The 21,020-nt window shown below is 72.5% G+C and carries 18 protein-coding genes; 5 read left to right on the top strand and 13 right to left on the bottom strand.

The genetic code is table 11. The annotated features are described in order from the left end of the window. Nucleotides 1-98: 98 nt before the first annotated feature. From ACZ7RU_RS13435 to ACZ7RU_RS13425, 3 genes are all read right to left on the bottom strand, one after another. Nucleotides 99-1,688, bottom strand: coding sequence for an outer membrane protein assembly factor BamB family protein (locus ACZ7RU_RS13435; protein WP_470341052.1), 1,590 nt, complete (start codon nucleotides 1,686-1,688; stop codon nucleotides 99-101). A gap of 149 nt (nucleotides 1,689-1,837) precedes the next feature. Then, nucleotides 1,838-2,995, bottom strand: a complete 1,158-nt coding sequence (locus tag ACZ7RU_RS13430; RefSeq protein WP_470341051.1) for an epoxide hydrolase family protein — start codon at nucleotides 2,993-2,995, stop codon at nucleotides 1,838-1,840. A gap of 66 nt (nucleotides 2,996-3,061) precedes the next feature. Further along, nucleotides 3,062-3,475, bottom strand: a complete 414-nt coding sequence (locus ACZ7RU_RS13425; protein WP_470341050.1) for an SgcJ/EcaC family oxidoreductase — start codon at nucleotides 3,473-3,475, stop codon at nucleotides 3,062-3,064. Between the two features lie 261 nt (nucleotides 3,476-3,736). Between ACZ7RU_RS13425 and ACZ7RU_RS13420 the strand changes: the two genes are divergently transcribed. The 4 genes from ACZ7RU_RS13420 (at nucleotide 3,737) to ACZ7RU_RS13405 (ending at nucleotide 8,789) form a co-directional block, all read left to right on the top strand. After that, nucleotides 3,737-4,915, top strand: a complete 1,179-nt coding sequence (locus ACZ7RU_RS13420) for an acyl-CoA dehydrogenase family protein (RefSeq protein ID WP_470341049.1) — start codon at nucleotides 3,737-3,739, stop codon at nucleotides 4,913-4,915. A gap of 88 nt (nucleotides 4,916-5,003) precedes the next feature. Further along, complete coding sequence (locus ACZ7RU_RS13415; RefSeq protein WP_470341048.1) at nucleotides 5,004-6,236, top strand: cytochrome P450 family protein; 1,233 nt, start codon at nucleotides 5,004-5,006, stop codon at nucleotides 6,234-6,236. A 21-nt stretch (nucleotides 6,237-6,257) separates the two neighbouring features. Next, nucleotides 6,258-7,277, top strand: a complete 1,020-nt coding sequence (locus ACZ7RU_RS13410) for an alcohol dehydrogenase catalytic domain-containing protein (protein ID WP_470341047.1) — start codon at nucleotides 6,258-6,260, stop codon at nucleotides 7,275-7,277. A 30-nt stretch (nucleotides 7,278-7,307) separates the two neighbouring features. Continuing rightward, nucleotides 7,308-8,789, top strand: a complete 1,482-nt coding sequence (locus ACZ7RU_RS13405; RefSeq protein ID WP_470341046.1) for a multicopper oxidase family protein — start codon at nucleotides 7,308-7,310, stop codon at nucleotides 8,787-8,789. A gap of 125 nt (nucleotides 8,790-8,914) precedes the next feature. Here ACZ7RU_RS13405 and ACZ7RU_RS13400 read toward each other — a convergent pair whose 3' ends face one another. The 10 genes from ACZ7RU_RS13400 to ACZ7RU_RS13355 all read right to left on the bottom strand — a co-directional run bounded on the left by ACZ7RU_RS13400 (nucleotide 8,915) and on the right by ACZ7RU_RS13355 (nucleotide 19,449). Beyond that, nucleotides 8,915-9,277: a YciI family protein gene (locus ACZ7RU_RS13400; protein ID WP_470341045.1), complete on the bottom strand. Its 363-nt coding sequence runs from the start codon at nucleotides 9,275-9,277 to the stop codon at nucleotides 8,915-8,917. 179 nt (nucleotides 9,278-9,456) lie between these two features. Beyond that, nucleotides 9,457-10,173: a DUF2306 domain-containing protein gene (locus ACZ7RU_RS13395; RefSeq protein ID WP_470341044.1), complete on the bottom strand. Its 717-nt coding sequence runs from the start codon at nucleotides 10,171-10,173 to the stop codon at nucleotides 9,457-9,459. Between the two features lie 34 nt (nucleotides 10,174-10,207). Next, nucleotides 10,208-10,981, bottom strand: coding sequence for an SDR family oxidoreductase (locus ACZ7RU_RS13390; RefSeq protein WP_470341043.1), 774 nt, complete (start codon nucleotides 10,979-10,981; stop codon nucleotides 10,208-10,210). After that, the gene (locus ACZ7RU_RS13385) at nucleotides 10,974-12,527 is read right to left on the bottom strand and encodes an FAD-binding oxidoreductase (RefSeq protein ID WP_470341042.1); all 1,554 of its coding nucleotides are present in this window, start codon (nucleotides 12,525-12,527) and stop codon (nucleotides 10,974-10,976) included. The genes ACZ7RU_RS13390 and ACZ7RU_RS13385 overlap by 8 nt, the downstream gene beginning before the upstream one ends. Nucleotides 12,528-12,679: 152 nt before the next feature. After that, nucleotides 12,680-13,828: an LLM class flavin-dependent oxidoreductase gene (locus ACZ7RU_RS13380; protein ID WP_470341041.1), complete on the bottom strand. Its 1,149-nt coding sequence runs from the start codon at nucleotides 13,826-13,828 to the stop codon at nucleotides 12,680-12,682. Nucleotides 13,829-13,935: 107 nt separating this feature from the next. Beyond that, entirely contained in the window at nucleotides 13,936-14,778 is an 843-nt protein-coding gene (locus ACZ7RU_RS13375; protein WP_470341040.1) for a class I SAM-dependent methyltransferase, read from the bottom strand. After that, on the bottom strand, nucleotides 14,768-15,850 hold the full coding sequence (gene hppD, locus ACZ7RU_RS13370; RefSeq protein WP_470341039.1) for a 4-hydroxyphenylpyruvate dioxygenase: 1,083 nt from the start codon (nucleotides 15,848-15,850) through the stop codon (nucleotides 14,768-14,770). The genes ACZ7RU_RS13375 and hppD overlap by 11 nt, the downstream gene beginning before the upstream one ends. Before the next feature lie 13 nt (nucleotides 15,851-15,863). Beyond that, nucleotides 15,864-16,085 carry an MbtH family protein gene (locus ACZ7RU_RS13365; protein WP_470341038.1) on the bottom strand — a complete coding sequence of 74 codons (222 nt, stop codon included), beginning with the start codon at nucleotides 16,083-16,085 and terminating at the stop codon, nucleotides 15,864-15,866. Continuing rightward, complete coding sequence (locus ACZ7RU_RS13360) at nucleotides 16,082-17,836, bottom strand: amino acid adenylation domain-containing protein (RefSeq protein ID WP_470341037.1); 1,755 nt, start codon at nucleotides 17,834-17,836, stop codon at nucleotides 16,082-16,084. Before ACZ7RU_RS13360 ends, ACZ7RU_RS13365 begins: the two co-directional genes overlap by 4 nt. A 38-nt stretch (nucleotides 17,837-17,874) precedes the next feature. Beyond that, on the bottom strand, nucleotides 17,875-19,449 hold the full coding sequence (locus ACZ7RU_RS13355) for a 4-hydroxyphenylacetate 3-hydroxylase family protein (protein WP_470341036.1): 1,575 nt from the start codon (nucleotides 19,447-19,449) through the stop codon (nucleotides 17,875-17,877). Nucleotides 19,450-19,652: 203 nt separating this feature from the next. Between ACZ7RU_RS13355 and ACZ7RU_RS13350 the strand changes: the two genes are divergently transcribed. Further along, nucleotides 19,653-20,990 carry an extracellular solute-binding protein gene (locus ACZ7RU_RS13350; protein WP_470341035.1) on the top strand — a complete coding sequence of 446 codons (1,338 nt, stop codon included), beginning with the start codon at nucleotides 19,653-19,655 and terminating at the stop codon, nucleotides 20,988-20,990. Nucleotides 20,991-21,020 lie beyond the last annotated feature (30 nt).

The raw sequence follows: 21,020 nt of genomic DNA, 5'->3' as shown, positions 1-21,020 counted from the left end.
GGGCCGGAGCGCACGCACGACGGCCACCGGCGCGGCGTGGGACGCCGGGCCGGTGGCCGTCGGGGGTGGGACTCAGTGCAGCGGTACGGGCGACGGGGTCAGAGCGAGTAGGCGATCAGCTCGAACGACGGGTTGGTCGTGAACGCGGGGGCTCCCGCGCCGACCAGGAGCAGGTTGCCGCTCACCGCCGGGAAGGAGATGATGCCGGCCGGTGTCCTGGCCGTCCACAGGGTCGCTCCGGTGGCGGTGTCGAAGCCGTAGACCTGGCCGTCGAAGGTGGAGGTGAACACCACGTCGTTGGCCACGGTGGCGGCGCCGAGCGGCATCTGCGGCAGGTCCCGCTTCCAGAGCACCTTGCCGGTCGCCACGTCGGCGGCGGTCAGGCCGCCCCGGCCCACCGTGTAGTCGGGCAGCTGAAGCCCGCCGGTGGAGTCGAGCTTGGCGGGATTGTCGACCCAGGGCACGAAGAGCCGCCCGCGGGAGAGCGCCATCGGCGTCTCCACCCCGCCGATGATGCCCGGCAGCACGGTGGTCGGGGTGTCCGGCAGCGGGCCCTCGTCGTTCAGGTGGGCGCCGACCGGCAGGGTCCACAGCGGAGTCCCGTCGTCGGCCCGGTAGGCGAAGACCTTGCCCATCTTGCCCGCCGTCACCACGACCTCGGTGGACACCCCGCGGACCTTGGCCTCGGTCACGATCGGGGGTTCCTGGAGGTCGTAGTCCCGCAGGTCGTGCGGCGCGGTCGCCTGGTACCAGAGCAGCTTCCCGGTCCGACCGTCCAGTGCCAGCAGGCAGTTGGTGTAGAGGTTGGGGCCCGGCCGGCTGCTGCCGTTGGGGTACTCGGGGGTGCCGGGCAGCGGGGCGGGGTTGGCGACGGAGACGAAGAGCCTCCCGTGCTTGTCCAGGGCCGGCGCGAACCAGGTCCCGCCGCCGCTGTTGATCTCCGGGTGGCCCCACAGGTCGCCGTCCTTGACCGTGTTGAAGCTCCAGCGGGGCTTCCCGGTGGCGGTGTCCAGCGCCCAGATGGTCCCCATGGCGCCCGGCACGTACCGGCCGAAGGTGTTCGGGACGGTGCTGACCACGACGGTGTCCTCGTACACCTGGGGGGCGACGTCGATGCCGCCCGAGCCGGAGGCGATCAGCTCCCGCTCCCAGAGGGTCCGGCCGGTCGCCGGGTCGAGGGCGAACACGCCGGTGAACGTGGTGCCGAAGAGGACTCCGCGCGCGTAGGCCACGCCGTTCGGCCCGACCGAGGGGCTGTTGAACACGCGCTTCCAGCGGACCTTCCCGGTCTCCTTGTCCACCGCGTAGACGTCCGAGTTGAGGTTGATCAGGTAGACCGTGTCGCCCACCACGATCGGGTTGGAGGCCATGATGCCGGCGAAGGTCGGCTCGCCCTCCAGCGGAAGCCGCCACTTCACCTTGAGGTTCTTGACGTTGTGGGAGTTGATCGGGGTCCGGGTGACGTCCCGGGTGTTGGTCAGATCGCCGTTGGAGAGGGCCCAGTCCCGTGGGTGGACCCGGCGGTCATGGCCGTCCAGGGCGGACTCCGGCCCCGCGGCCGCCAGGTCCGGGGCGGCCATGCCGGGCCCGATCGCCAGCGCGGCGGCGGCCAGCGCCGTGGCCACCAGCCAGCCGGGCCTGCGGCGACCGCGCCGCCCGGCGCCGCGGCTCTTCAGAATGAAGGACAACTCAACTCCGTTTCCGCCCGGCGCCGTTGCTCGACGCCGGGCCTGCTCATAGGTGACGGGACCGGGCCTACCCGGCCGCCGGGCCGCTGGACGGCCGTCCGGGGGTGTACCGGGGCGTACGGAGGCGTACGGGGGCTCGCGTACGGCGCTCAGCGCACCCGGCGCGCGAACGTCCGGACGTCGCCGACGAACAGCTCGGGCTCCTCCAGCGCCGCGAAGTGCCCGCCGCGCTCGAACTCGGACCAGTGGGCGAGGGTCGGGAGGATCCGCTCGGCCCACCGGCGGATCGGCCGGACGGCGTCCTCCGGGAAGACGGCCACCCCGACCGGCGCGGCGAGCTGCCACGGGCCGGCCCAGGTGCCGATGAACTCGGAGTCCAGCCGGTTGGACTCGTAGTAGAGCTGGGCGCTGGAGCCCGCGGAGGCGGTGAACCAGTAGATCGCGGCGTTGGTCAGCAGCCGGTCGCGGCCCACCGCGTCCTCGGGAGCCGTTTCGGCGGCCGTCCACTCCTTGAACTTCTCGACGATCCAGGCGAGTTGGCCGACCGGCGAGTCGGTCAGAGCATAGCTGATCGTCTGCGGCCGGGTGGACTGGATCTTCCGCCAGCCGGCCCCGTCCTGCTCGAAGTGCGCGGCGAACTCCAGCCGGGCCCGGTCCGCCTCGTCCAGGTTCGCGAACTCGGCCGGGTCCTGCGGCGGGAAGGTGGCGAGCATGTTGAGGTGGACGCCCGCCACGTGCGCCGGATCGGCCAGGCCGAGCTGGAGCGAGATCGGCATGCCCCAGTCGCCGCCCTGGACGAGGTACCGGTCGTAGTCGAGCCGGCGCATCAGCTCGGCCCAGGCCCGGCCGACCCGGGCGGTGTCCCAGCCCGCCTCCCGGGGGCGGCCGGAGAAGCCGTAGCCGGGCAGCGAGGGGATGACCAGGTGGAACGCGTCGGCGGGGTCGCCGCCGTGGGCCCGCGGATCGGTCAACGGGCCGATCACGTCCAGGAACTCCGCCACCGAGCCGGGCCAGCCGTGGGTGATGACCAACGGCATGGCGTCCGGCTCCGGCGAGCGCACGTGCAGGAAGTGGATGTCCACGCCGTCGATCTCGGTCAGGAACTGCGGGAACGCGTTGAGCTGCTCCTCGGCCTTGCGCCAGTCGAAGCCGGTGCGCCAGTACTCGGCCAGGTCCTTCAGGTAGCCCAGCGGCACACCGCGCTGCCAGCCCACGCCCGGCAGTTCACCGGGCCAGCGGGTCGCCGCGAGCCGGCGGTCCAGGTCGTCGAGGTCTTCCTGCGGGACGTCGATACGGAAGGGACGCATGTCAGAGTCCTCTCGGTGGGACGGTCGGGTCTCGGGGGCGGGCGGCGGTGGGCCGGAAGCGGGGTCTCAGGCGGCGATCGGGGTGTTCTGGTACGAGGCGATCCGCCAGTCGTCGCCCTGGCGGGCCAGCACCCAGGTCGCCCGGATCGCGCGCTCGGCCGTCACCTCGGTGTCCCCGGGGGCCAGCACGCCGCCCTTGGTGACCACCACGGCCACGTCCGCGGCCAGCGGGCGGACCGACACCGGCTCGCCGGTGACCCGGGTGCCCTTGAACGGGCCGGCGAAGGCCTGGGTCATGAACGCGCGGATCGCCTGACGGCCCGTCAGGAACACGTCGCCGGGCAGGATCAGGGTGGCGTCCTCGGTGAAGACCTCGGCGAAGCCGGCGGCGTCGTGCTGGGCCCAGGCGGCGACGATGCGCTCCGGGACGGCGCGCAGCGCGGCGGCGTCGGGGGTGTGGGACGGGGGAGTGGCGGACATGGCTCTCTCCTTCTCCTGGTCGCGGCCGCGATCACGGCGGCCGGGTGACGGCCAGCCTCACAGCCGCCCGTGGAGGGCGACAACTCCCCGATTGCGATGACCGGTTGACCGGGCGCCCGGCCTGGCCGCGCTCCGGGTGCGCCGCAATCCGGGAGATGCGGGCACCCCGCCCGGCTGCCAGCCTCGACAGGGCCGATCAACGACCGCGGCCCCCGGACGGCCAACCGTTCCGAGCGGGCCGCCCACTCCGGAGGAGTCCAGATGACAGCCAAGGAATCCCCGTCCAGGGACGAACTGGTGGGCCGTGCCGCCGATTTGGTGCCGCTGCTGCAGAAGAACGCGCTGTGGCACGAGGAGCACCGCCGGCTGTCCGACGAGACCCTGGCCGCGCTCAGGGACTCCGGGCTGCTGCGGATGCGGGTCCCGGTGCGCTACGGCGGCTACGAGTCCGACATGCGCACCGCGGTGGACGTGATCGCCGAGCTGGCCCGCGGCGACGGCTCCACGGCCTGGGTCGCGGCGGTCTACGCGATCAGCTCCTGGATGGCCGGCCTGTTCCCGGACGAGGTGCAGGACGAGGTCTTCGCCGACCCGGACGTCCGGGTGAGCGGCATCCTCAGCCCGACCGCGGTCGCCGTGCCGGTCGAGGGCGGCGTGCTGCTGAACGGCAAGTGGACCTTCAACTCCGGTGCGCTGCACAGTGCCTGGAACACCAACGCGGCCGTGCTGATGACCCCGGACGGGCCGCAGCCGATCATGGTGGCGGTCCCGCTCGCGGAGCTGGAGATCGTCGACGACTGGCACACCACCGGCCTGCGCGGATCCGGCAGCGTCACCACCGTCGCCACCGACCTGTTCGTCCCCGAGCCGCGGGTGCTGCCGATGGTCCCGGTGCTCCAGGGCCGGCACCGCTCCCTGGCGAACGCCGAGGCGCCCATCTACCGCGCGCCGTTCATGCCCACCGCGTGCGCCACGGTGGCCGCGCCCGCCCTCGGGCTGGCCAAGGCCGCCCGGGAGGCGTTCTTCGAGCGGCTCCCCGGCCGGAAGATCAGCTACACCGAGTACGCCAACCAGGCCGAGGCCCCGGTGACCCACATCCAGGTGGCCGACGCCATCACCAGGATCGACGAGGTGGAGTTCCACGCCCACCGCGCCGCCACCCTGCTCGACACCAAGGGCCCCACCGGCGAGGAGTGGACCCTGGAGGAGCGGGCCCGGATCCGGCTCGACCTCGGCGCGGTCTGCGCGCGCACCAAGGAGGCGGTGGACATCCTCAACACCGCCAGCGGCGGCTCCTCGATCTACACCACGGTGCCGATCCAGCGCATCGAGCGGGACGTCCAGACCCTCAACCTGCACGGCATCCTGCACCCCAACACCAACCTCGAACTCTACGGGCGGGTCGCCTGCGGCCTCGGGCCCAACACCCTCTACCTGTAACCGATGCCCCGGGCGACAGGGCCGCCGCCAGCGGCCCTGTCCCCGGCCTGCCCCTCCCACCGTTCCCACCGATCGCCGGAGGCTCACCATGGCAATCCCCGAACCCGTCGTCATCGACCCCGCCGGACACGACATCCACGGCGAGGCCGCCCGGATCCGGGCGAACGGCCCGGTCGCCCGCATCGAACTGCCCGGCGGGGTGCTCGCCTGGTCGATCGCCGACCACGAGCTCGCCCGACAGGCCATGACCGACCACCGGCTGTCCAAGGACCCGCGGCAGCACTGGACGGCGTTCGCCGAGGGCCGGATCGGCGAGGACTTCCCGCTGATCGGCTGGGTGCTGATGGACAACCTCACCACCAGGTACGGCGCCGACCACACCCGGCTGCGCAAGCTGACCGCCGGAGCCTTCACCCCGCGCCGGGTCGAGGCCATGCGGGCCGAGGTCGAGAAGGCGGTCGAGGAGCTGCTGGACGAGCTGGACCGCTGCGCCCCCGGCGAGGTGGTGGACCTCAAGGCCCGCTTCGCCCGCCCGATGCCCGCCCGGGTGATCTGCGACCTGTTCGGCGTGCCGGCCGAGGACCGCGCGCAGATGCTCCGCGGCGGCGAGGCGAACATCGACACCACCCTCACCCCCGAGGAGTCGGCGGCCAACGTCGAGCAGTGGCACCGGGAGATGACGGAGTTCGTCGAGTCCAAGCGCCGCACCCCCGGCGACGACCTGACCAGCGACCTGGTCCAGGCCCAGGAGGAGGACGGCTCCCGGCTGAACGACTCCGAACTCGTCGGCACCCTGCACCTGTTGCTCGCCACCGGCACCGAGCCGGTGATGAACCTGCTCGCCAACGCGACCCGGGCCCTGCTCACCCACCCCGAGCAGCTGGCGCTGCTCCGCAGCGGCGCGGTGAGCTGGGCGGACGTGATCGAGGAGACCCTGCGCGTCGAGGCGCCGGTCGCCCACCTGCCGTTCCGCTTCGCGGTGGAGGACATCGAACTCGGCGGCGTCGTCATCCCCAAGGGCGAACCGGTCCTGATCAACTTCGCGGCGGTGGGCCGCGACCGCGCCGTGCACGGCGACAGCGCGGACGCCTTCGACGCCGCCCGGCCGGACAAGGAGCACCTCTCCTTCGGCCACGGCGTCTACCGCTGCATCGGCATGCCGCTGGCCCGGATGGAGGCCGAGGTCGCCCTCGCCGCGCTGTTCCGCCGCTTCCCCGACCTAGAACTCGCCGTTCCCGCCGGGGAACTGGAGCCTCAGGTCACCTTCATCATGAACGGCGTGCAGACCCTCCCGGTCCGCCTCACGCCGCGAACCCGCTGACACGAAAGGGAGGTCGGCCTGATGTGGGCTGCCGTCGTACCCGAGGCCAAGGCGCGCTGGGAACTGCGCGAGGTCCCCACCCCCGAGGCAGGTCCGGGCCAGGTGCTGATCCGGGTCCACGCCTGCGGGCTCTGCCACAACGACCTCTGGGTCAGCCAGGGCGTCTTCCCCTTCCCGCCGCTCGACCCGGTGGTGGTCGGCCACGAGGCCGCCGGTGAGGTCGTCGCGGTCGGCCCGGGAGTGACCACCCGCCGGGTCGGGGACCGGGTCGGCACCACCTGGGTGCAGGCGACCTGCGGCCGGTGCGACTACTGCCGGCTCAACCTCCCGCTCACCGGGCAGTCCGGGATGAACTGCCCGGAGTCGGTGATGAGCGGCCTCACCGTCCAGGGCGGCCACGCGGAGTACGTCGCGGTGGCGGCCGGGAGCACGGTGCTGCTGCCGGACGCCCTCTCGTACGAGGCCGCCGCGCCGGTGCTGTGCGCGGGGTACACCGCCTGGAGCGCGCTGCGCGCCGCCGACCCGGCGCCGCACGAGCGGGTCGCGGTCCTCGGGATCGGCGGACTGGGCCACCTCGCCGTGCAGTTCGCCCACGCCGCCGGGTTCGAGACGGTGGCCGTCACCCGCTCGCCGGACAAGCACGGGCTGGCCCGCACGCTCGGGGCGGACCACGTGGTCGCCGACGGCGAGCAGCTGCGGGCGGCCGGCGGCGCCGACGTCGTCCTGGTGACCGGCACCTCCTACCGGGCCGCCACCGACTCCCTCCAGGGGCTGCGGCCGAACGGCCGGATCGTGCTCGCCACGATCGACCCGGTCGACTCCTTCACCATCCCGCCCACCAGCCCGTTCTGGGCGCAGCGCCAGCAGGTGATCGGCGCCACCCACAACGGCCTGGACCAGCTCACCGAGGCGCTGGACCTGGTCGCGTCCGGCGCCGTCACGCCGATGATCGAGACCTTCCCCAAGGAGCGGGTCGCCGAGGCGGTCGAGCGGGTCGACCGGGGCGAGGCGCGCTTCCGCGCGGTCGTGAGCTACACCTGACGATCCGTCATGTCCTCGAAGTGAACGCATGTGTACCGATGTGGGGAGGACACCCTGTACAGGCGAAGATTTCTGGGCCTCGCGGGCATCGCGGCGGCCACCGGGGTCGCGCTGCCGGTGGGCGCGCTGGTCGGCGGGAAGCCGCTGGCGCCCGCACCGGCCGCCGCCGGGGCGCCGGCCAAGGGGCCGTTCGCCGTGCGGATGCCGGTCCCGCCGACCCTGCGGCCGGTGGCGCGGACCGACGACACCGACGTCTACCGGCTCGACGTCATGGCCGCCGACCTGGAGCTGCTCCCGGGCGTCCGGACCAGCTGCCTGACCTACGGCGGCGGCTTCGTCGGCCCGACGATCCGGGCCCGGGAGGGCCGCCGGGTCCTGGTCACCTACCGCAACCGGCTGCCCGAGGCCGTCAACGTGCACCTGCACGGCGGCCACGTCCCGGCGGACAGCGACGGGCACCCGATGCAGCTCATCGACCCGGGCGGCGAGCGCCGCTACGAGTACCCGAACCGCCAGCCCGGCGCCACGCTCTGGTACCACGACCACAGCCACCACAGCGAGGCCGAGCACGTCTACCGCGGCATGCACGGCTTCTACCTGATCGAGGGCGAGGACGAGCACCGGTACGACCTGCCCGGAGGCGAGTACGACGTCCCGATCGCGATCCGCGACGCCGAGTTCGACGCCGACGGCCGACTGGTGCACGGCGACCCGGCGAAGCGGGACGTGATCCTGGTCAACGGCCGCTCCAAGCCGTACTTCCCGGTGGCCGCCCGCAAGTACCGGCTGCGCTTGCTGAACAGCTCGACCCTGCGGTTCCTGAAGCTGAACTTCGGCTCCCTGCCGGTCCTCCAGATCGGCTCGGACGGCGGTCTGCTGCCCGCGCCCGTCGACCGGACCGGGACGGACTTCCCGCTCGCCGCCGGCGAGCGGGTGGAGGTGGTCGTGGACTTCTCGGGGCTGAAGGTCGGCAGCCGGGCCGCGCTCACCAACCAGGGCCAGTTCACCGGCGACGACCGGGTCGAGCCGGTGCTCCAGTTCAGGGTGGACCGCCGGGGGCACGACCGCAGCAGGGTGCCCGCCGTCCTGCGCCCGCTTCCCGAGCTGCCGCCGGCCACGGTCCACCGCGAGCTGACGCTCTCCTTCGACCTGAACGGCACGCCGGTCGGCCTGGTCAACGGGCTGGCGTTCGACCCGGACCGGGTCGACCAGCGGATCCGGCGCGGGGCCACCGAGATCTGGACGGTCACCAACGGTGACAGCGCCACCAAGTACGGCCCGATCCAGCACTCGTTCCACCTGCACCTCGCGGAGTTCCGGGTGCTGGACCGGGACGGCCGGCCACCGCTGCCCGGCGACGCCGGCCTGAAGGACACCGTGCCGCTTCCGCCCGGCACCTCCGTCCGGGTCCAGGCGACCTTCACCGACTACCTCGGCCGGTACATGTACCACTGCCACATGCTGGAGCACTCCTCGGCGGGAATGATGGGCCAGATGGAGATCGTCGACTGATTCCCGGAATCCAGCGGCGGGCCGGGCCGGGCACGACGGCCCGGCCCGCCGTCGGCTTTCGCGCACCGACCCGGGGCCCGGCTCCCACCCCCGTCCGCGGGGGCGGGAGCCGGGCCCCGGGTCCGTCACATCTCCAGGCCCTGCTCGAACATCACCTGACGGACCTCGACCCCCGTGTGCCGGGCGTCCGGGATCAGCGCGGCCAGCTCGATCGCGCGCTCCCGGGTCTCGACGTCGACCAGGTAGAAGCCGCAGACGAACTCCTTGGTGTCCAGGTACGGCCCGTCGCTGTGCACCGGGCCGTCGTCGCGGACCCGGACGGTCGTGCTCTGCTCCGGCACCGCCAGCGCCTGCGTGGTGACCAGTTCGCCGGACTCCTTGATGAGCTTCATGAAGTCGCCGTGGCCGGCGTAGACGGCCTGCTGCTCGTCCACGGACAGGCCCTCCCACAGCACCGGGTCCATGTGCATCACGAGCAGGTACTTCATGATTCTCACTCCTTGGGCCGGTGGTCCCCGGGCGTCTCCGGGGGGTCCTCACAGGAGACGTCGGAGCCGACGGGCCGTTCTCGACGTTTCCGGCCCGCCGGTATGCGGCGGGCCGGGGCCGGGCACGGAAAGGCGCGGCCGGCCGTGAGGGTTCACGGCCGGCCGCGCGGGGACCGACGTCAGCGCACCAGCTGGGCGGCCCGGGGGCCGGTCCGCTCCAGCCACCAGTGGGCGACCAGCAGATTGACCACCCAGCCCGCCCAGTTGGCGACCTCCAGCAGCGTCGCGAGGTCGAGCCGGAAGCCCGGGATGTGCCCCATCAGCTCGACCACCACCCGGCCCCAGCTGGTGCCGAGGGCCATCGCGAAGCTGTAGACCATCCAGCGCCGGTGGTCGACGTACCGGCGCTGGAGGGCGGCCCGCAGCCCGAGCACGGTGGTGAGCAGCCAGAGCCCGCCCATCATGGCCAGACCGATCTGGCCGCTCGGGGCGGTGGAGTAGGGCAGCAGCACCAGGGCCAGCAGCCCGCCGGGCAGTGCCCCGGCGAAGACGTACACCCGGCCGCTCACCCGGTGCACCGCCGGGTAGTGGCGGCGGATCCACGGCAGGACCTGGAGGAAGACCGTCACCATCGAGATGTTGCCGAAGACGACGTGCCCCACCAGGACGGCGTAGTGCGCCGGGAAGCCCGCGTCCAGGGGGATCCGCGCCTGCCCCGGGCCGCCGGTCAGGTAGCGGGGGAAGGCGTACACCAGGTTGAAGACCACCAGGACGGCCAGGGCCGTCACCCAGGGGCTCTGCCACCAGCTCGGTGCGGCCGCGGCCGCACCGCCGCCGGGTCTCGCGCGTTCCCGTCCGGCGGCCAGCGCCCCGGACGGCTCCGTGTTCTGTGTCACCGCTGATCCTCGACTTCCGTTGGGTCCGGGCGGTTCAGTGGTGGTACTCGCCGGCGTTGACGTCCAGGCAGTGGCCGGTGACGGCGCGGGAGAGCGGGGACATCAGGAACAGCACGGCGTCGGCGACCTCGTCCGGCTCGGGAAGCCGGCCGAGGTCGAGGGTGGCCGCGACCTCGTCGTAGATGTCCTGGACGGTGACGCCGCGCTGTGCCGCCCACTGGCCGAAGCCCTCGCGCAGCGCGTCCGCCCAGATGTAGCCGGGGGCGACGGTGTTCACCCGGACGCCCTGCGGGCCGAGTTCGGTGGCCAGGCTCTGCGCCAGCGACAGCAGGGCGGCCTTGCTCATCTTGTAGGCCCCGAACAGCCGCTTGGAGTGCCGGATCACCGCGGAGTTGATCATGACGACCGAGCCCCGGTTCTCGGCCAGGGCGGGGGAGAACAGCCGGGTGAGCCGCAGCGCGGCGTAGACGTTGGTCTCGAACCCGGCTCGTACGTCGGACAGTTCGACCTCACCGAGGTCCACCAGGGGCGGCACCGCGAAGGCGTTGTTGACCAGGGCGTCGATCCGGCCGAAGGTCTCCGTCGCGGCCTTGACCAGGGCGGCGGCCGACTCGTCGTCGGTGATGTCGGTCGGCACCGCCAGCGCCCGGCGCCCGGTCCGCTCGACCTCCTCGGCGATCTCCGCGATCCGGGCGCCGGTCCGGGCGGCGAGCACCACGTCAGCCCCCGCGTTCGCGGCGCGCAGGGCTATCGAGCGTCCCAGGCCGGGGCCGACCCCCGAGACCACGACGACCTTGTCCTCAAGCATCCTGATCCTCCAGCAAGTCCGGATGTGCGTCGGTTGGTTCGATCGACAGTGCGTGGCGGAACACGTTCCGGGGGTCGTACGTCCGCTTGACCCGTTGCAGGCGGGGGTAGTTGGCGCCGTAGTAGAGCGTCGACCACGGCACCCCCGAGGTGTTCCACGCGGGGTCGGCCAGGTCGCTGTCGGGGTAGCCGATGTAGGCGCCGTCGGTGTACCCGTCGGAGACGGGGACCCCGCCGGTCCCGGCGTGGACCTCGCGGTAGAACTCCCGGATCCAGGAGACGCAGGCCTCGTCCTGGTCCGCGGACTGCCAGACGCCGCCGCCGTAGAGCACCTTCAGGACGGAGTCCCGCTGGACGGCGGCGGTGGCGTCGGGGGCGACGGTGTTGACCTTCCCGCCGAAGCCGGCGACCACCAGGCAGGACATCGGGTTGATGTGCTCCGGATCGGTCAGGTAGCGCCAGATCACCCCGAGTTGGCGATCGGTGAAGCCCTTGCGCAGGTAGGCGGCCTTGTCCTTGTAGCGCCCCTTCGGGTCGTTCGGGAAGCTGTACGAGGGCAGCCAGGAGCTCAGCCAGGGGACGACCTCGGTGAGGTGCACCGAGGGCTCCACCCCGACCCCCGCGCTGACCGCGTCGAAGTGCTCGGCCAGCACCTTCTCGGCGTCGGGCCCGTCGTGGTCGATCACCACGACCATCCCGAACGCCCCGGAGTCCCGGTGGGTGACGATCAGGTTGCTCCAGAGGCCGGCCGCCGGCGCGTCGGCGTCGTCGTGGTTCTCGTACCAGGTGCAGTAGTTGCGCAGCAGGGTGGTGAGGGCCCGTTCGGTCATCCCGTCCCAGGGCCACATCACCGTCCGCTTCCACACCCGGGCCGGAGCCCTGGGCAGCAGCAGGGCCGGGTCCGTGGCGTCGGCCCCCGGGGTGCGCAGCCAGTACCTGGTCACCACGCCGAAGTTGCCGCCGCCTCCGCCGGTGTGCGCCCACCAGAGGTCGTGGTGCGGGTCCTCGGGGTCGGCGGTCGCCACCACCGCGCGGGCCCGGCCGGACTCGTCGACGACCACCACCTCGACGGCGTGCAGGTGGTCGACCACCAGGCCGTCGCGGCGCGAGAGGTGCCCGTAGCCGCCGGCCGTGAAGTGGCCGCCGACGCCGACGTCCAGGCAGGTGCCGGCCGGGATCGTCACGCCCCAGCGCTTGAAGAGGGTCCGGTAGACGTCCCCCAGCAGGGCGCCGGAGCCGACCTCGATCGCGCGCCGGGCGGGATCGTAGGAGATGCCGTTCAGTTGGGACACGTCCAGCAGCACCTGGACGTCGGGCGAGGCGGTGAAGTCCTCGAAGCAGTGCCCGCCGCTGCGGACCGCGATCCGCCTGCCCGCCGCCACCGCCTCGTCGACGGCCGCCACCACCTCCTCGGTGCCGGTCACCACGTGCACCCGGTCGGGTCGTCCGACGAAGCGGTGGTTGTAGCCCTGGACGAGGTTCTCGTACCGCGGGTCCCCGGGCCGGACCACCGTCGGCCCGGTCGGATCGACCGCCTTGTCGCTCATGCTCGTTCGTCCTTCCACGTGCGCGGCCGGCCCAGGTCGCCCCGGGTGCCGGCCGTCGGGTCCCGGGGTCCTCCCGCACGGCCGGGGGAACCCGCCCCGTCCCGGTCCCTCGCCGTCGGGACGGGGCGCGTTCCCCGGGCCGGGGCGGCCGGCTAGCCGGCGTTGGGGGCGAACAGCTCGGGGGCCACGTCCTCGGCCATCGCCCTGGCCGACTGCCAGCCGACCTCGTGCGCGGTGCCGACGCCGCCGCAGAACAGCACGAACCGCCGGAAGCCGGCGGACACCAGCGCGTCCAGCTTGGCCCGGACCGTCTCGGGTGACCCGACCAGGGCGAACGGGTTGCGGAGGTAGGACTCCGCGGGGGCCTCGAACACGCCCTGCACCCCGGTGTCGCCCTCCTTCGCCAGCGACGACAGCGGGCTGTCGGCGGGAGAGGCGCCGGCCATCCGCGCCAGGACCCCGCCGGCCGTCTCGATGTGCGAGACGAAGCCGGCGCGGACGATCTCGGCGGCCTCGCGGTCGGTGTCGGCGATCACGGTGAAGCAGCTCGCCGCGGTGTTCGCCATGGACAGCTCGTGTCCGTGCTCCTTGCCGACCTCGAAGTAGCGGTGCAGGCGGGTGACCATCTCGTCCACGCTGATCTTGGACATGCCGCCGGCCGCCGGGTCGAGGTTCAGCCCGGTGAACACGTTCCAGCCGCGGCGGGCCGCCATGGCGAGGGACCCGTCCGTCTCGGCCGCCACCCACAGCGGCACGTTCGGCTGCACCGGCCGGGGCCACACGGTGACCTTCGCGACCTCGGTGTCCTGGAGGAAGGCGGTGTACGCGGCGGTCAGGTCGCCCTGCGCCACCGGGTGGTCGATCCGGTTGACGGCGCCGTCGATGAGGCCGGCGTTGTGCTCGAAGGCGTCCCGGTCGCCGCGCCGGCCCAGGCCGATCTCCAGGCGCCCGTTGGAGAGCACGTCGAGCATGGTGAACTGCTCGGCGAGGTGCAGCGGGTGGTGCAGCAGGGCCATGTTCACGCCCGTGACCAGCCGGGCCCTGGTGGTCCGCGCGGCGAGCGCGGCGAGCATGATGTTCGGGTGCGGGGAGAGCGACGACGGGCCGAAGTGCTCCGGCACGCTCAGGCCGGCGTAGCCGAGGCGCTCGGCCTCGACGCAGTGGTCGAGGTAGCTCTCGTAGAGGCGGGCGCCGAGGACCGGATCCCACTCCTCCGGCGAGCGCGAGCCCGTGGGCGCGTAGGTGAGGTTGTCCCAGTAGACGAACTTGACGCTGTTCGGGTCCTCGGAGAGTGTGCTCATGCCGGTGGTTCCCCTCTGTTCGCAAGGCTCGCAGTGGATGTGAATCAATCTATCCAGGCAGGCGGAGGCCGCCATCTTCCAGATTGCCCGCGCGGTCCGGCCCGGGCTCAGCGGTTGGCCCGGGCCCCCAGCGACCGGGCCAGCGCGACGGCGTCCTCGCGCACCTGGCCGCCGAGGCGCGGGCGTTGACCGGTGTCGGAGTACTGCCGGGGCCGGCTGCCGCTGGTGCGGCGCAGCACGGTCATGCTGTTCTGCCGCAGCTTCCGGCTCTCCAACAGGTTCAGCATCTCGAACTCGCCGGGGGCCATCCGCTGGGTGTCGGCGATGTACTCCAGGATCGCCTCGCCCTCGGGGTAGGTCATCAGGTAGTGCATGACCACGATCCCGCCGTCCGGATCGATCAACTCCCAGAAGTTCTCGAAGAAGTAGAGGCAGTCCCAGGCGTCCACCCAGGCGAAGTCGATCGGCCGGAACTCCTCGGGGAGGCGGCCGACGGCGCCGCGCATGTCGGAGTTGACGACGGTGACCCGCTCGGCGAGGCCGAGTTCGCCCAGCACCTCCGTCACCAGCGGGGCCGAGGAGCCGGAGTCCGAGAGGTCGTCGATCGCCACGAACCGCGGCCGGTACGGCTCGCGGTAGCCGGCCGGCAGCAGCAGCGCGGGCTCGCTGTCGATCCACGCCTCGTCCAGCTCCCGGCCGGCCGCGAGGTACGGGCCGGTCTTGCGGACCAGCGCGGCCGCCTCGGCCTCGGCCAGCTCCTCGGCCTCGGCCAGGGCCTTCGCCAGGAACGGGGTGGTGTACCCCATGCCGACCTCCAGCACCCGGCGGGGCCGGGCCAGGTGGATCAGGTGGGAGAGCAGCGGCGCCACCACCTCCGTCCCCATGCCGGGCACCCGCAGCCGCTCCACCGCGCTGCGGAACCGCTCGTCGAAGATCCCGTCACGCGTCATCGCCGGTGCCCCTGCCCTGCTGGTGCTCGATGGCCTGGTAGAGCGCCTTGATGTTGCCGCTGCCGAAGGAGCGGGCCCCCATCCGCTCGATGACCTCCAGGAAGAGGGTGTTGCGGGGGTGCACGGACTTGGCGAAGATCTGGAACAGCTGACCGTCGTGGTCCTGGTCGATCAGGAGGTTCAGCCGCTCCAGCTCCGCCACCGAGTGCCGCAGCGGGGTGAGGCGGTCCGGCAGCAGCCGGTAGTACGCCTGCGGGGTGCCCAGGAACTCCACGCCCCGGGCGGCGATCGCGTCGACCGAGCGCACGATGTCGTCCGTGGTGAAGGCGACGTGCTGCACCCCGGGGCCGCCGTGGTCCTTCAGGAACTCGTCCAGGTGGCCGCTGACCCGGGACTGGTCCGGTTCGATCAGCGTGAAGGTGACGGTGCCGTTCTGCACCACCTTGGTGATCATCACCTGCCCGTTGACCTCGATCCGCTCCGTGAAGATCAGCTCGAAGTCGAGGACCTCGCGGTAGAAGGCGACCGTCGCGTCGATCTGCCCGGGTTCGACGCAGATCGCGAAGTGGTCGACCTCCCGCAGGCCCAAGTCCGGCGCGGCCGGGTCGGTGTCGACCGGCGTCAGCCCGGGCAGCGTCCGCTCGTCGGCCCGGTCCGAGCGCTGGACGAAGGTGTGGGCGATGTCGCCGACGCCCATGATGGTCGCGGTGACCAGCTCGCCGTCGGCGACCGGCCCGGCGACGGGGCGGGCACCGCGCCGCACGGCCGCCGCGAAGGCGGCCCGGGCGTCCGGGACGCGCAGCGCGATGTCGGCCACCCCGTCCCCGTGCTTCTCCACGTACGCGGCCCCCGGGTGGTCGCCCGGCAGCGGCTGGCTGAGCAGCACCCGGATGCCGTTGCGGCCGACCGCCACCGAGCGGACGTCCGACGCCTGCGGGGCCGAGCCCGCGTACACTTCCAGGCCGTACCCGTGGACCAGCCACTCGGTGGTGACCGCCAGGTCGGCGACGTAGCAGGTGATGTGGTCGACGAGCATGCCGCAGAAGGTCTCCTGACCCGCGTCGAGGCTCATGTCAGACTCCTCGTCAGTCGTCGGGCTGCCCGGCCGGGCGCCCGGTGAGGCTCTTCGGCCTCAGATCGGTCCAGTGCGCGTTCACGTACGCGAGGGCGGCGGCCCGTCCGGTCGGCCCGTGCACGGGCTTCCAGCCCGCCGGCACCGCGACGGCGGCCGGCCAGAGCGAGAACCGGCCCTCCGCGTTGGCCAACACCGTGAACTCGCCGTCGTCGGCGTCGAAGGGGCTGGTCATCCCCGTTCTCCCTCCGCCCGGTCCAGCAGGGCTTCCAGGGCGGCCACCGAGGGGACGTCGAAGAAGTCGGTGACGGTGAGGCGGACGTCGAGCGCCGCCCGGATCCGGCTGACCAGCCGCATCGCGTCCAGGGACTGGCCGCCCACCTCGAAGAAGCTGTCGTCGACGCCGATCTCGGGCACCCCGAGCACCTCGGCGAACAGCGCGCACAGCTGCCGCTGCCGCTCGGTCGCCGGCGCCCGGCGGGCGGCCTCGGCCACCGGCTCGGGCAGCGCCCGCCGGTCCAGCTTGCCGTTGGGGGTCAGCGGGAGGGCCGGCACGCTCACGAAGGCCGTCGGCACCATGTACGCCGGCAGCTGCTCCACCGCGTGCGCCCGCAGCGCACCCGCCTCGACCGCGTCGGACTCCGGGACGTAGTAGGCGACCAGGCGCTTGTCCCCGGACTCCGACTCCCGTGCCACCACGGCGACATGGGCCAGGCCGGGGTAGCGCGCCAGCGCCGCCTCCACCTCGGCGGGCTCCACCCGGAAGCCCATCACCTTGAGCTGGTCGTTGGCCCGGCCGAGGTACTCCAGCAGGCCGTCCCGGTCGACCCGGACCAGGTCCCCGGTGCGGTACATCCGCTCGCCCGGCGCGTCGAAGGGGTTGGCCACGAAGCGTTCGGCCGTGAGGTCGGGCCGGTTGTAGTAGCCGCGGGCCAGGCCGCGTCCGGCGATGTGGAGCTCTCCCACCCCGCCGACCGGCACCGGCCGCAGCTCGGCGTCCAGGACGTGCAGCCGCACGTCGTCCATCGGCCGGCCGACGCCCACCGGGCCGTCCGCCCGGTAGGGGGCGGTCATCGGCGAGCTGGTGCTGAAGAGAGTCGCCTCGGTCGCGCCGTACATCGCGCGCACCACCAGGCCGGGGTTGTGCTCCAGCACCCGCTGGACGGCCGAGGGGGCGATGACGTCGCCGCCGGTGAGCACCTCGCGCACCCCGGCCAGGCAGCCCGGGTCCTCCTCCGCCAGCACCCGGAAGAGGCCCGCGGTCAGGTGGATGCCGGTGATCCGTTCCCCCGCGATCAGCCCGCGCAGGGCGTGCACGTCGAGGTCGCCGGGCGGCGCCACCACGATCCGCCCGCCGTGCAGCAGCGGCACCCACAACTCGTACGTGGAGACGTTGAAGGCGTACGGCGCCACCATCAGCACCCGCTCGTGCCGGCCGTCCGCCCAGATCGAGTCCAGGGCCAGGCCCAGCGCGTCCCGGTGGGCGATCGCGACGCCCTTCGGCACCCCGGTGGAGCCCGAGGTGTGGATCACGTAGGCGAGCCGGTCCGGGTCGACGGGGACGGCCGGGTCCGTCGCCGGGAGGCCGGCGAGACCCTTCTCGCCGTCGACGACGACCACCTCGGGGACCTCCGGCAGGCCGTGCCGGCTCATCGCCTCGTCGGTCAGCAGCACCGGCGCCGCGCAGTGCTCCACGATCCACTGCTTGCGCGGCAGCGGGTAGGCGCTGTGCAGCGGGAGGTAGCAGCCGCCGGCCTTGAGCACGGCCAGGATCGCCACCACCAGGTCCGCCGAGCGTTCCATCAGCACCGCGACCGGTGACTCGGCCACCACGCCGAGTTCGCCCAGCCGGTGCGCCAGCCGGTTCGCCCGTTCGTCCAACTCGCGGTAGCTGAGCCGGACTTCGCCGGACGACACGGCGATCGCGTCCGGTGTCCTGAGCGCCTGTTCCGTGAAATGCCCCTGAAGGGAAGGGGAAGCCACCATGCCCTCCGATCCTGATCGATTGGTTGTCGGTGCCCGGATCAGCTGTCGAGCAGCCCGTGGACGGAGTCGCTCAGGTCGGCGAAGGAGGACAGATCGGGTACGGTCCACCCGTTCAGGTCGTACTCCGCCAGGCACTCGTCGACCAGGCCCTTGTAGGAGTCCAGCTGGCCGTTGGCGAGCTGGGCGAAGAGCAGCTCGATCCGGGTGTTCTCGTGACTGCCGGCGTAGTTGCGCTCGTACAGCTCGTGGCGGCCGCCGAACTCGCTGCCGACGGCGTCCCAGAGCAGTTTCATCACCTTGACCCGCTCGACCGCGTCCACGCCGCCGGAGCCGCGCAGGAACCGGTCCAGGTAGGGCCGGATCTCCGGGTTGTCGAAGTCCTTGGCGCTGGAGTTGACGTAGATCAGCCCGCTGGCCACGTCCTGGAGCACGATCTCCCTGATCCGCGGGTAGCCCGTCTGCATGAACCACCGGTAGGCCAGCCCGTACTGGGAGTTGGGCAGCACCGCGCCGTTGCGCCAGGCGACCGGGTTGCGGGCGGCCGCGTCCGACAGCCCCCAGAACAGGTTGCGCCAGGCCAGCACCTCGCCGAGCCGGCTCTGCACCCCGCGGAAGTCGCCGGTGCCGGTGATGTCCAGCGCCTTGGCCAGCAGCCCGGCGATGAACTCCAGCTTCACCGCGAGCCGGGTGCAGCCGTGGAAGGTGAACCGCTCGATGAAGCCCGACTGGCCGGTGAACATCCGGATCTTCTCCGGCTGGCCGTAGACGAAGACGTTCTCCCAGGGGATGAGCACCTTGTCGAGCACCAGGATGGTGTCGTTCTCGTCCAGCCGGGACGACAGCGGGTGGTCGAACGGGCTGCCCATCGCCGCCGCCGTCGCGGTGTACGACGGGCGGCAGATCAGCTTCATCCCGGGCGCGTTCATCGGCACGGTGGCCACCAGGGCGAAGGTGCGGTCCTTGATCGGCAGGCCGTAGTGCGCGATGAAGTTGTAGTGCGTCAGCGCGGAGCCGGTGGCGACCACCTTCGCGCCGGACACCACCAGGCCGGCGTCGGTCTCCCGCTCGGCGTGGATGAAGACGTCCTTCACCTGGTCCGGCGGCAGGCTCCGGTCGACCGGCGGGTGCACGATCGCGTGGTTCCAGTACAGCACCTTCTCCTGCGACTCCGCGTACCAGCGCCGGGCGTTGTCCGCGAACGGCTCGTAGAAGTCCGCGTTCGCGCCCAGGGTGCCGAGGAAGGACGCCTTGTAGTCGGGGCTGCGGCCCATCCAGCCGTAGCTCATCCGCGCCCAGGCGGCGATCGCCTGCTGGTCGCCGACCAGGTCCTCCGCGCTGCGCGGGGTGGTGAAGAAGCGGTGGGTGTAGCCCTCGCCGCCGCTGTCGACCGGCGCGGTCAGCACCGGCCGGTGCCGGGGATCGTGCAGGGCGTCGTAGAGCCGTGCGGTCATCCGGACCGGATTGTGGAACGCCGGGTGGGTCGTGACGTCCTTGACCCGGTCGCCGTAGAGATAGATCTCCCGGTCGTCGCGAAGGCTCTCGATGTACTCCGCCCCGGTCAGCGGGCGGGTCCCGCGCGCATCTCCGGCGGTGGTCTCCCGGGCTTCGGCCATCAGACGCCTCTCCTTGCTGCCAGTTCACCGGACGGATCGAGCGTGCCAGCCCGGATGCGGAGGCCGCTTCTCCCGGCGTGCGCGCTTGCCCTCCCCCGGGTGGTCGGGGCGGCCGGACTCAGCACTTGCGGAGATGCCCAGGCCCGGCCGCCCCCGGAGCATGAGCATCTGAATCGCCCGGCCTGTGCAGGAAGGACTCCGGAATGAGCAAGCGAACCGACATCGACATCGTGGTGCCGCTCTATCCGTTCATGCCGTACTTTCTCGACCGGACAAGGGAGTTGGCGGAGAAGTTCACGGCCAACCATCCCGAGTACCGGATCAGGGTCACCGGCGCGGACTGGCTGTCGGTGCCGCAGACCGTCCACGACGCCGTCCTCAAGGGGGAGGCGCCGACCATCGCGCAGTACTTCTACACCTCGACCCGGGACGCCCTCGACGCCCGACGGCCCGACGGGTCACCGCTGTTCACCTCGGTCGAGCGGGCGATCGCCGGCCGCACCGAGATCCTCGGCGAGCCGGTCGTGCTCGGCGACGTCGCGCCCGCCGCCCGGCACTACTACACCCACGACGGCGCGGTGGCGGCCATGCCGCCGCTCACCTCGACCACCCTGCTCTACGCCAACACCACCCTGCTGGAGCGGGCCGGGATCACCGAGGTCCCGCAGACCTGGGCCGGGATCGAGGCGGCCTGCCGGGCCGTCGCCGCGCTCCCGGACGGGCCGGCCCACGCGATCACCTGGCCCAACCACGGCTGGTGGTTCCAGCAGTCGGTGGCCCAGCAGGGGGCGCTGCTGGCCGACCAGGACAACGGCCGGTCCGGCCGCGCCGAACGGTTGTACCTCGACTCGGACGCGATGCTGGCCTACGTCGAGTGGTGGCGCGGGCTGCACCGGGCGGGCCTGTACCGCTACCACCCGAGCCGGGTGAACACCGAGGTCGACTGGGACGGCAACTTCCGCGCCTTCGCCGACCAGGAGGTCGCCTTCACCCTCACCACCTCGGTCGAGGCGGCCCGGATGGCCCAGGCCGGCCGGGACGGCGGCTTCGAGGTCCGGGCCTGCCGGATGCCGTACAACGACCGGGTGCCGTACGCGGGCAACGTGATCGGCGGGGACGCCCTCTGGCTGGCCGCCGGCCTGGACCAGGAGACCCAGGACGGCGCCCTGGCCTTCATGCAGTACCTGAACACGCCGCGGACCGCCGCCGAGCGGCACCGGGAGACCGGGTTCATCCCGGTCACCGGCGGGGCGATCGAACTGCTGGAGCAGGAGGGCTGGTTCCGGCGCAACCCGCACTTCCGCACGGCGATCGACCAGCTCGCCGCCAACTCCGGCTCGCCGGCCGCCCGGGGCGCGCTGCTCGGGGAGTTCGCCGGGATCCAGGACGTCCTGACCACCGCCATGCACGACGTCCTGGTCACCGACGTGGACCCGCGGGTCCGCTTCGCCCGGGCCAACGCGGAGGCCCAGCGGCTGCTGGACCACTACAACGACGCCTGCCGGGGCCTGCGCCCCCGCGGCCCGATCAGGGTCGGCTGAGGAACGAACGGGTCCGACGCCCCCCGCCAG

The organism is Kitasatospora sp. NPDC114501 (assembly GCF_055633695.1).
The sequence above is the reverse complement of the archived record's forward strand: the minus strand, read 5'-3'. Positions and strand labels throughout refer to the sequence as shown.

Excerpts from the sequence above, each read along its gene's own strand:
- ACZ7RU_RS13430 (WP_470341051.1), bottom strand. The coding sequence starts at position 2,995 with ATGCGTCCCTTCCGTATCGACGTCCCGCAGGAAGACCTCGACGACCTG.
- ACZ7RU_RS13425 (WP_470341050.1), bottom strand. The coding sequence starts at position 3,475 with ATGTCCGCCACTCCCCCGTCCCACACCCCCGACGCCGCCGCGCTGCGC.
- ACZ7RU_RS13420 (WP_470341049.1), top strand. The coding sequence starts at position 3,737 with ATGACAGCCAAGGAATCCCCGTCCAGGGACGAACTGGTGGGCCGTGCC.
- ACZ7RU_RS13415 (WP_470341048.1), top strand. The coding sequence starts at position 5,004 with ATGGCAATCCCCGAACCCGTCGTCATCGACCCCGCCGGACACGACATC.
- ACZ7RU_RS13410 (WP_470341047.1), top strand. The coding sequence starts at position 6,258 with ATGTGGGCTGCCGTCGTACCCGAGGCCAAGGCGCGCTGGGAACTGCGC.
- ACZ7RU_RS13400 (WP_470341045.1), bottom strand. The coding sequence starts at position 9,277 with ATGAAGTACCTGCTCGTGATGCACATGGACCCGGTGCTGTGGGAGGGC.
- ACZ7RU_RS13390 (WP_470341043.1), bottom strand. The coding sequence starts at position 10,981 with ATGCTTGAGGACAAGGTCGTCGTGGTCTCGGGGGTCGGCCCCGGCCTG.
- ACZ7RU_RS13385 (WP_470341042.1), bottom strand. The coding sequence starts at position 12,527 with ATGAGCGACAAGGCGGTCGATCCGACCGGGCCGACGGTGGTCCGGCCC.
- ACZ7RU_RS13380 (WP_470341041.1), bottom strand. The coding sequence starts at position 13,828 with ATGAGCACACTCTCCGAGGACCCGAACAGCGTCAAGTTCGTCTACTGG.
- ACZ7RU_RS13375 (WP_470341040.1), bottom strand. The coding sequence starts at position 14,778 with ATGACGCGTGACGGGATCTTCGACGAGCGGTTCCGCAGCGCGGTGGAG.
- hppD (WP_470341039.1), bottom strand. The coding sequence starts at position 15,850 with ATGAGCCTCGACGCGGGTCAGGAGACCTTCTGCGGCATGCTCGTCGAC.
- ACZ7RU_RS13365 (WP_470341038.1), bottom strand. The coding sequence starts at position 16,085 with ATGACCAGCCCCTTCGACGCCGACGACGGCGAGTTCACGGTGTTGGCC.
- ACZ7RU_RS13360 (WP_470341037.1), bottom strand. The coding sequence starts at position 17,836 with ATGGTGGCTTCCCCTTCCCTTCAGGGGCATTTCACGGAACAGGCGCTC.
- ACZ7RU_RS13355 (WP_470341036.1), bottom strand. The coding sequence starts at position 19,449 with ATGGCCGAAGCCCGGGAGACCACCGCCGGAGATGCGCGCGGGACCCGC.
- ACZ7RU_RS13350 (WP_470341035.1), top strand. The coding sequence starts at position 19,653 with ATGAGCAAGCGAACCGACATCGACATCGTGGTGCCGCTCTATCCGTTC.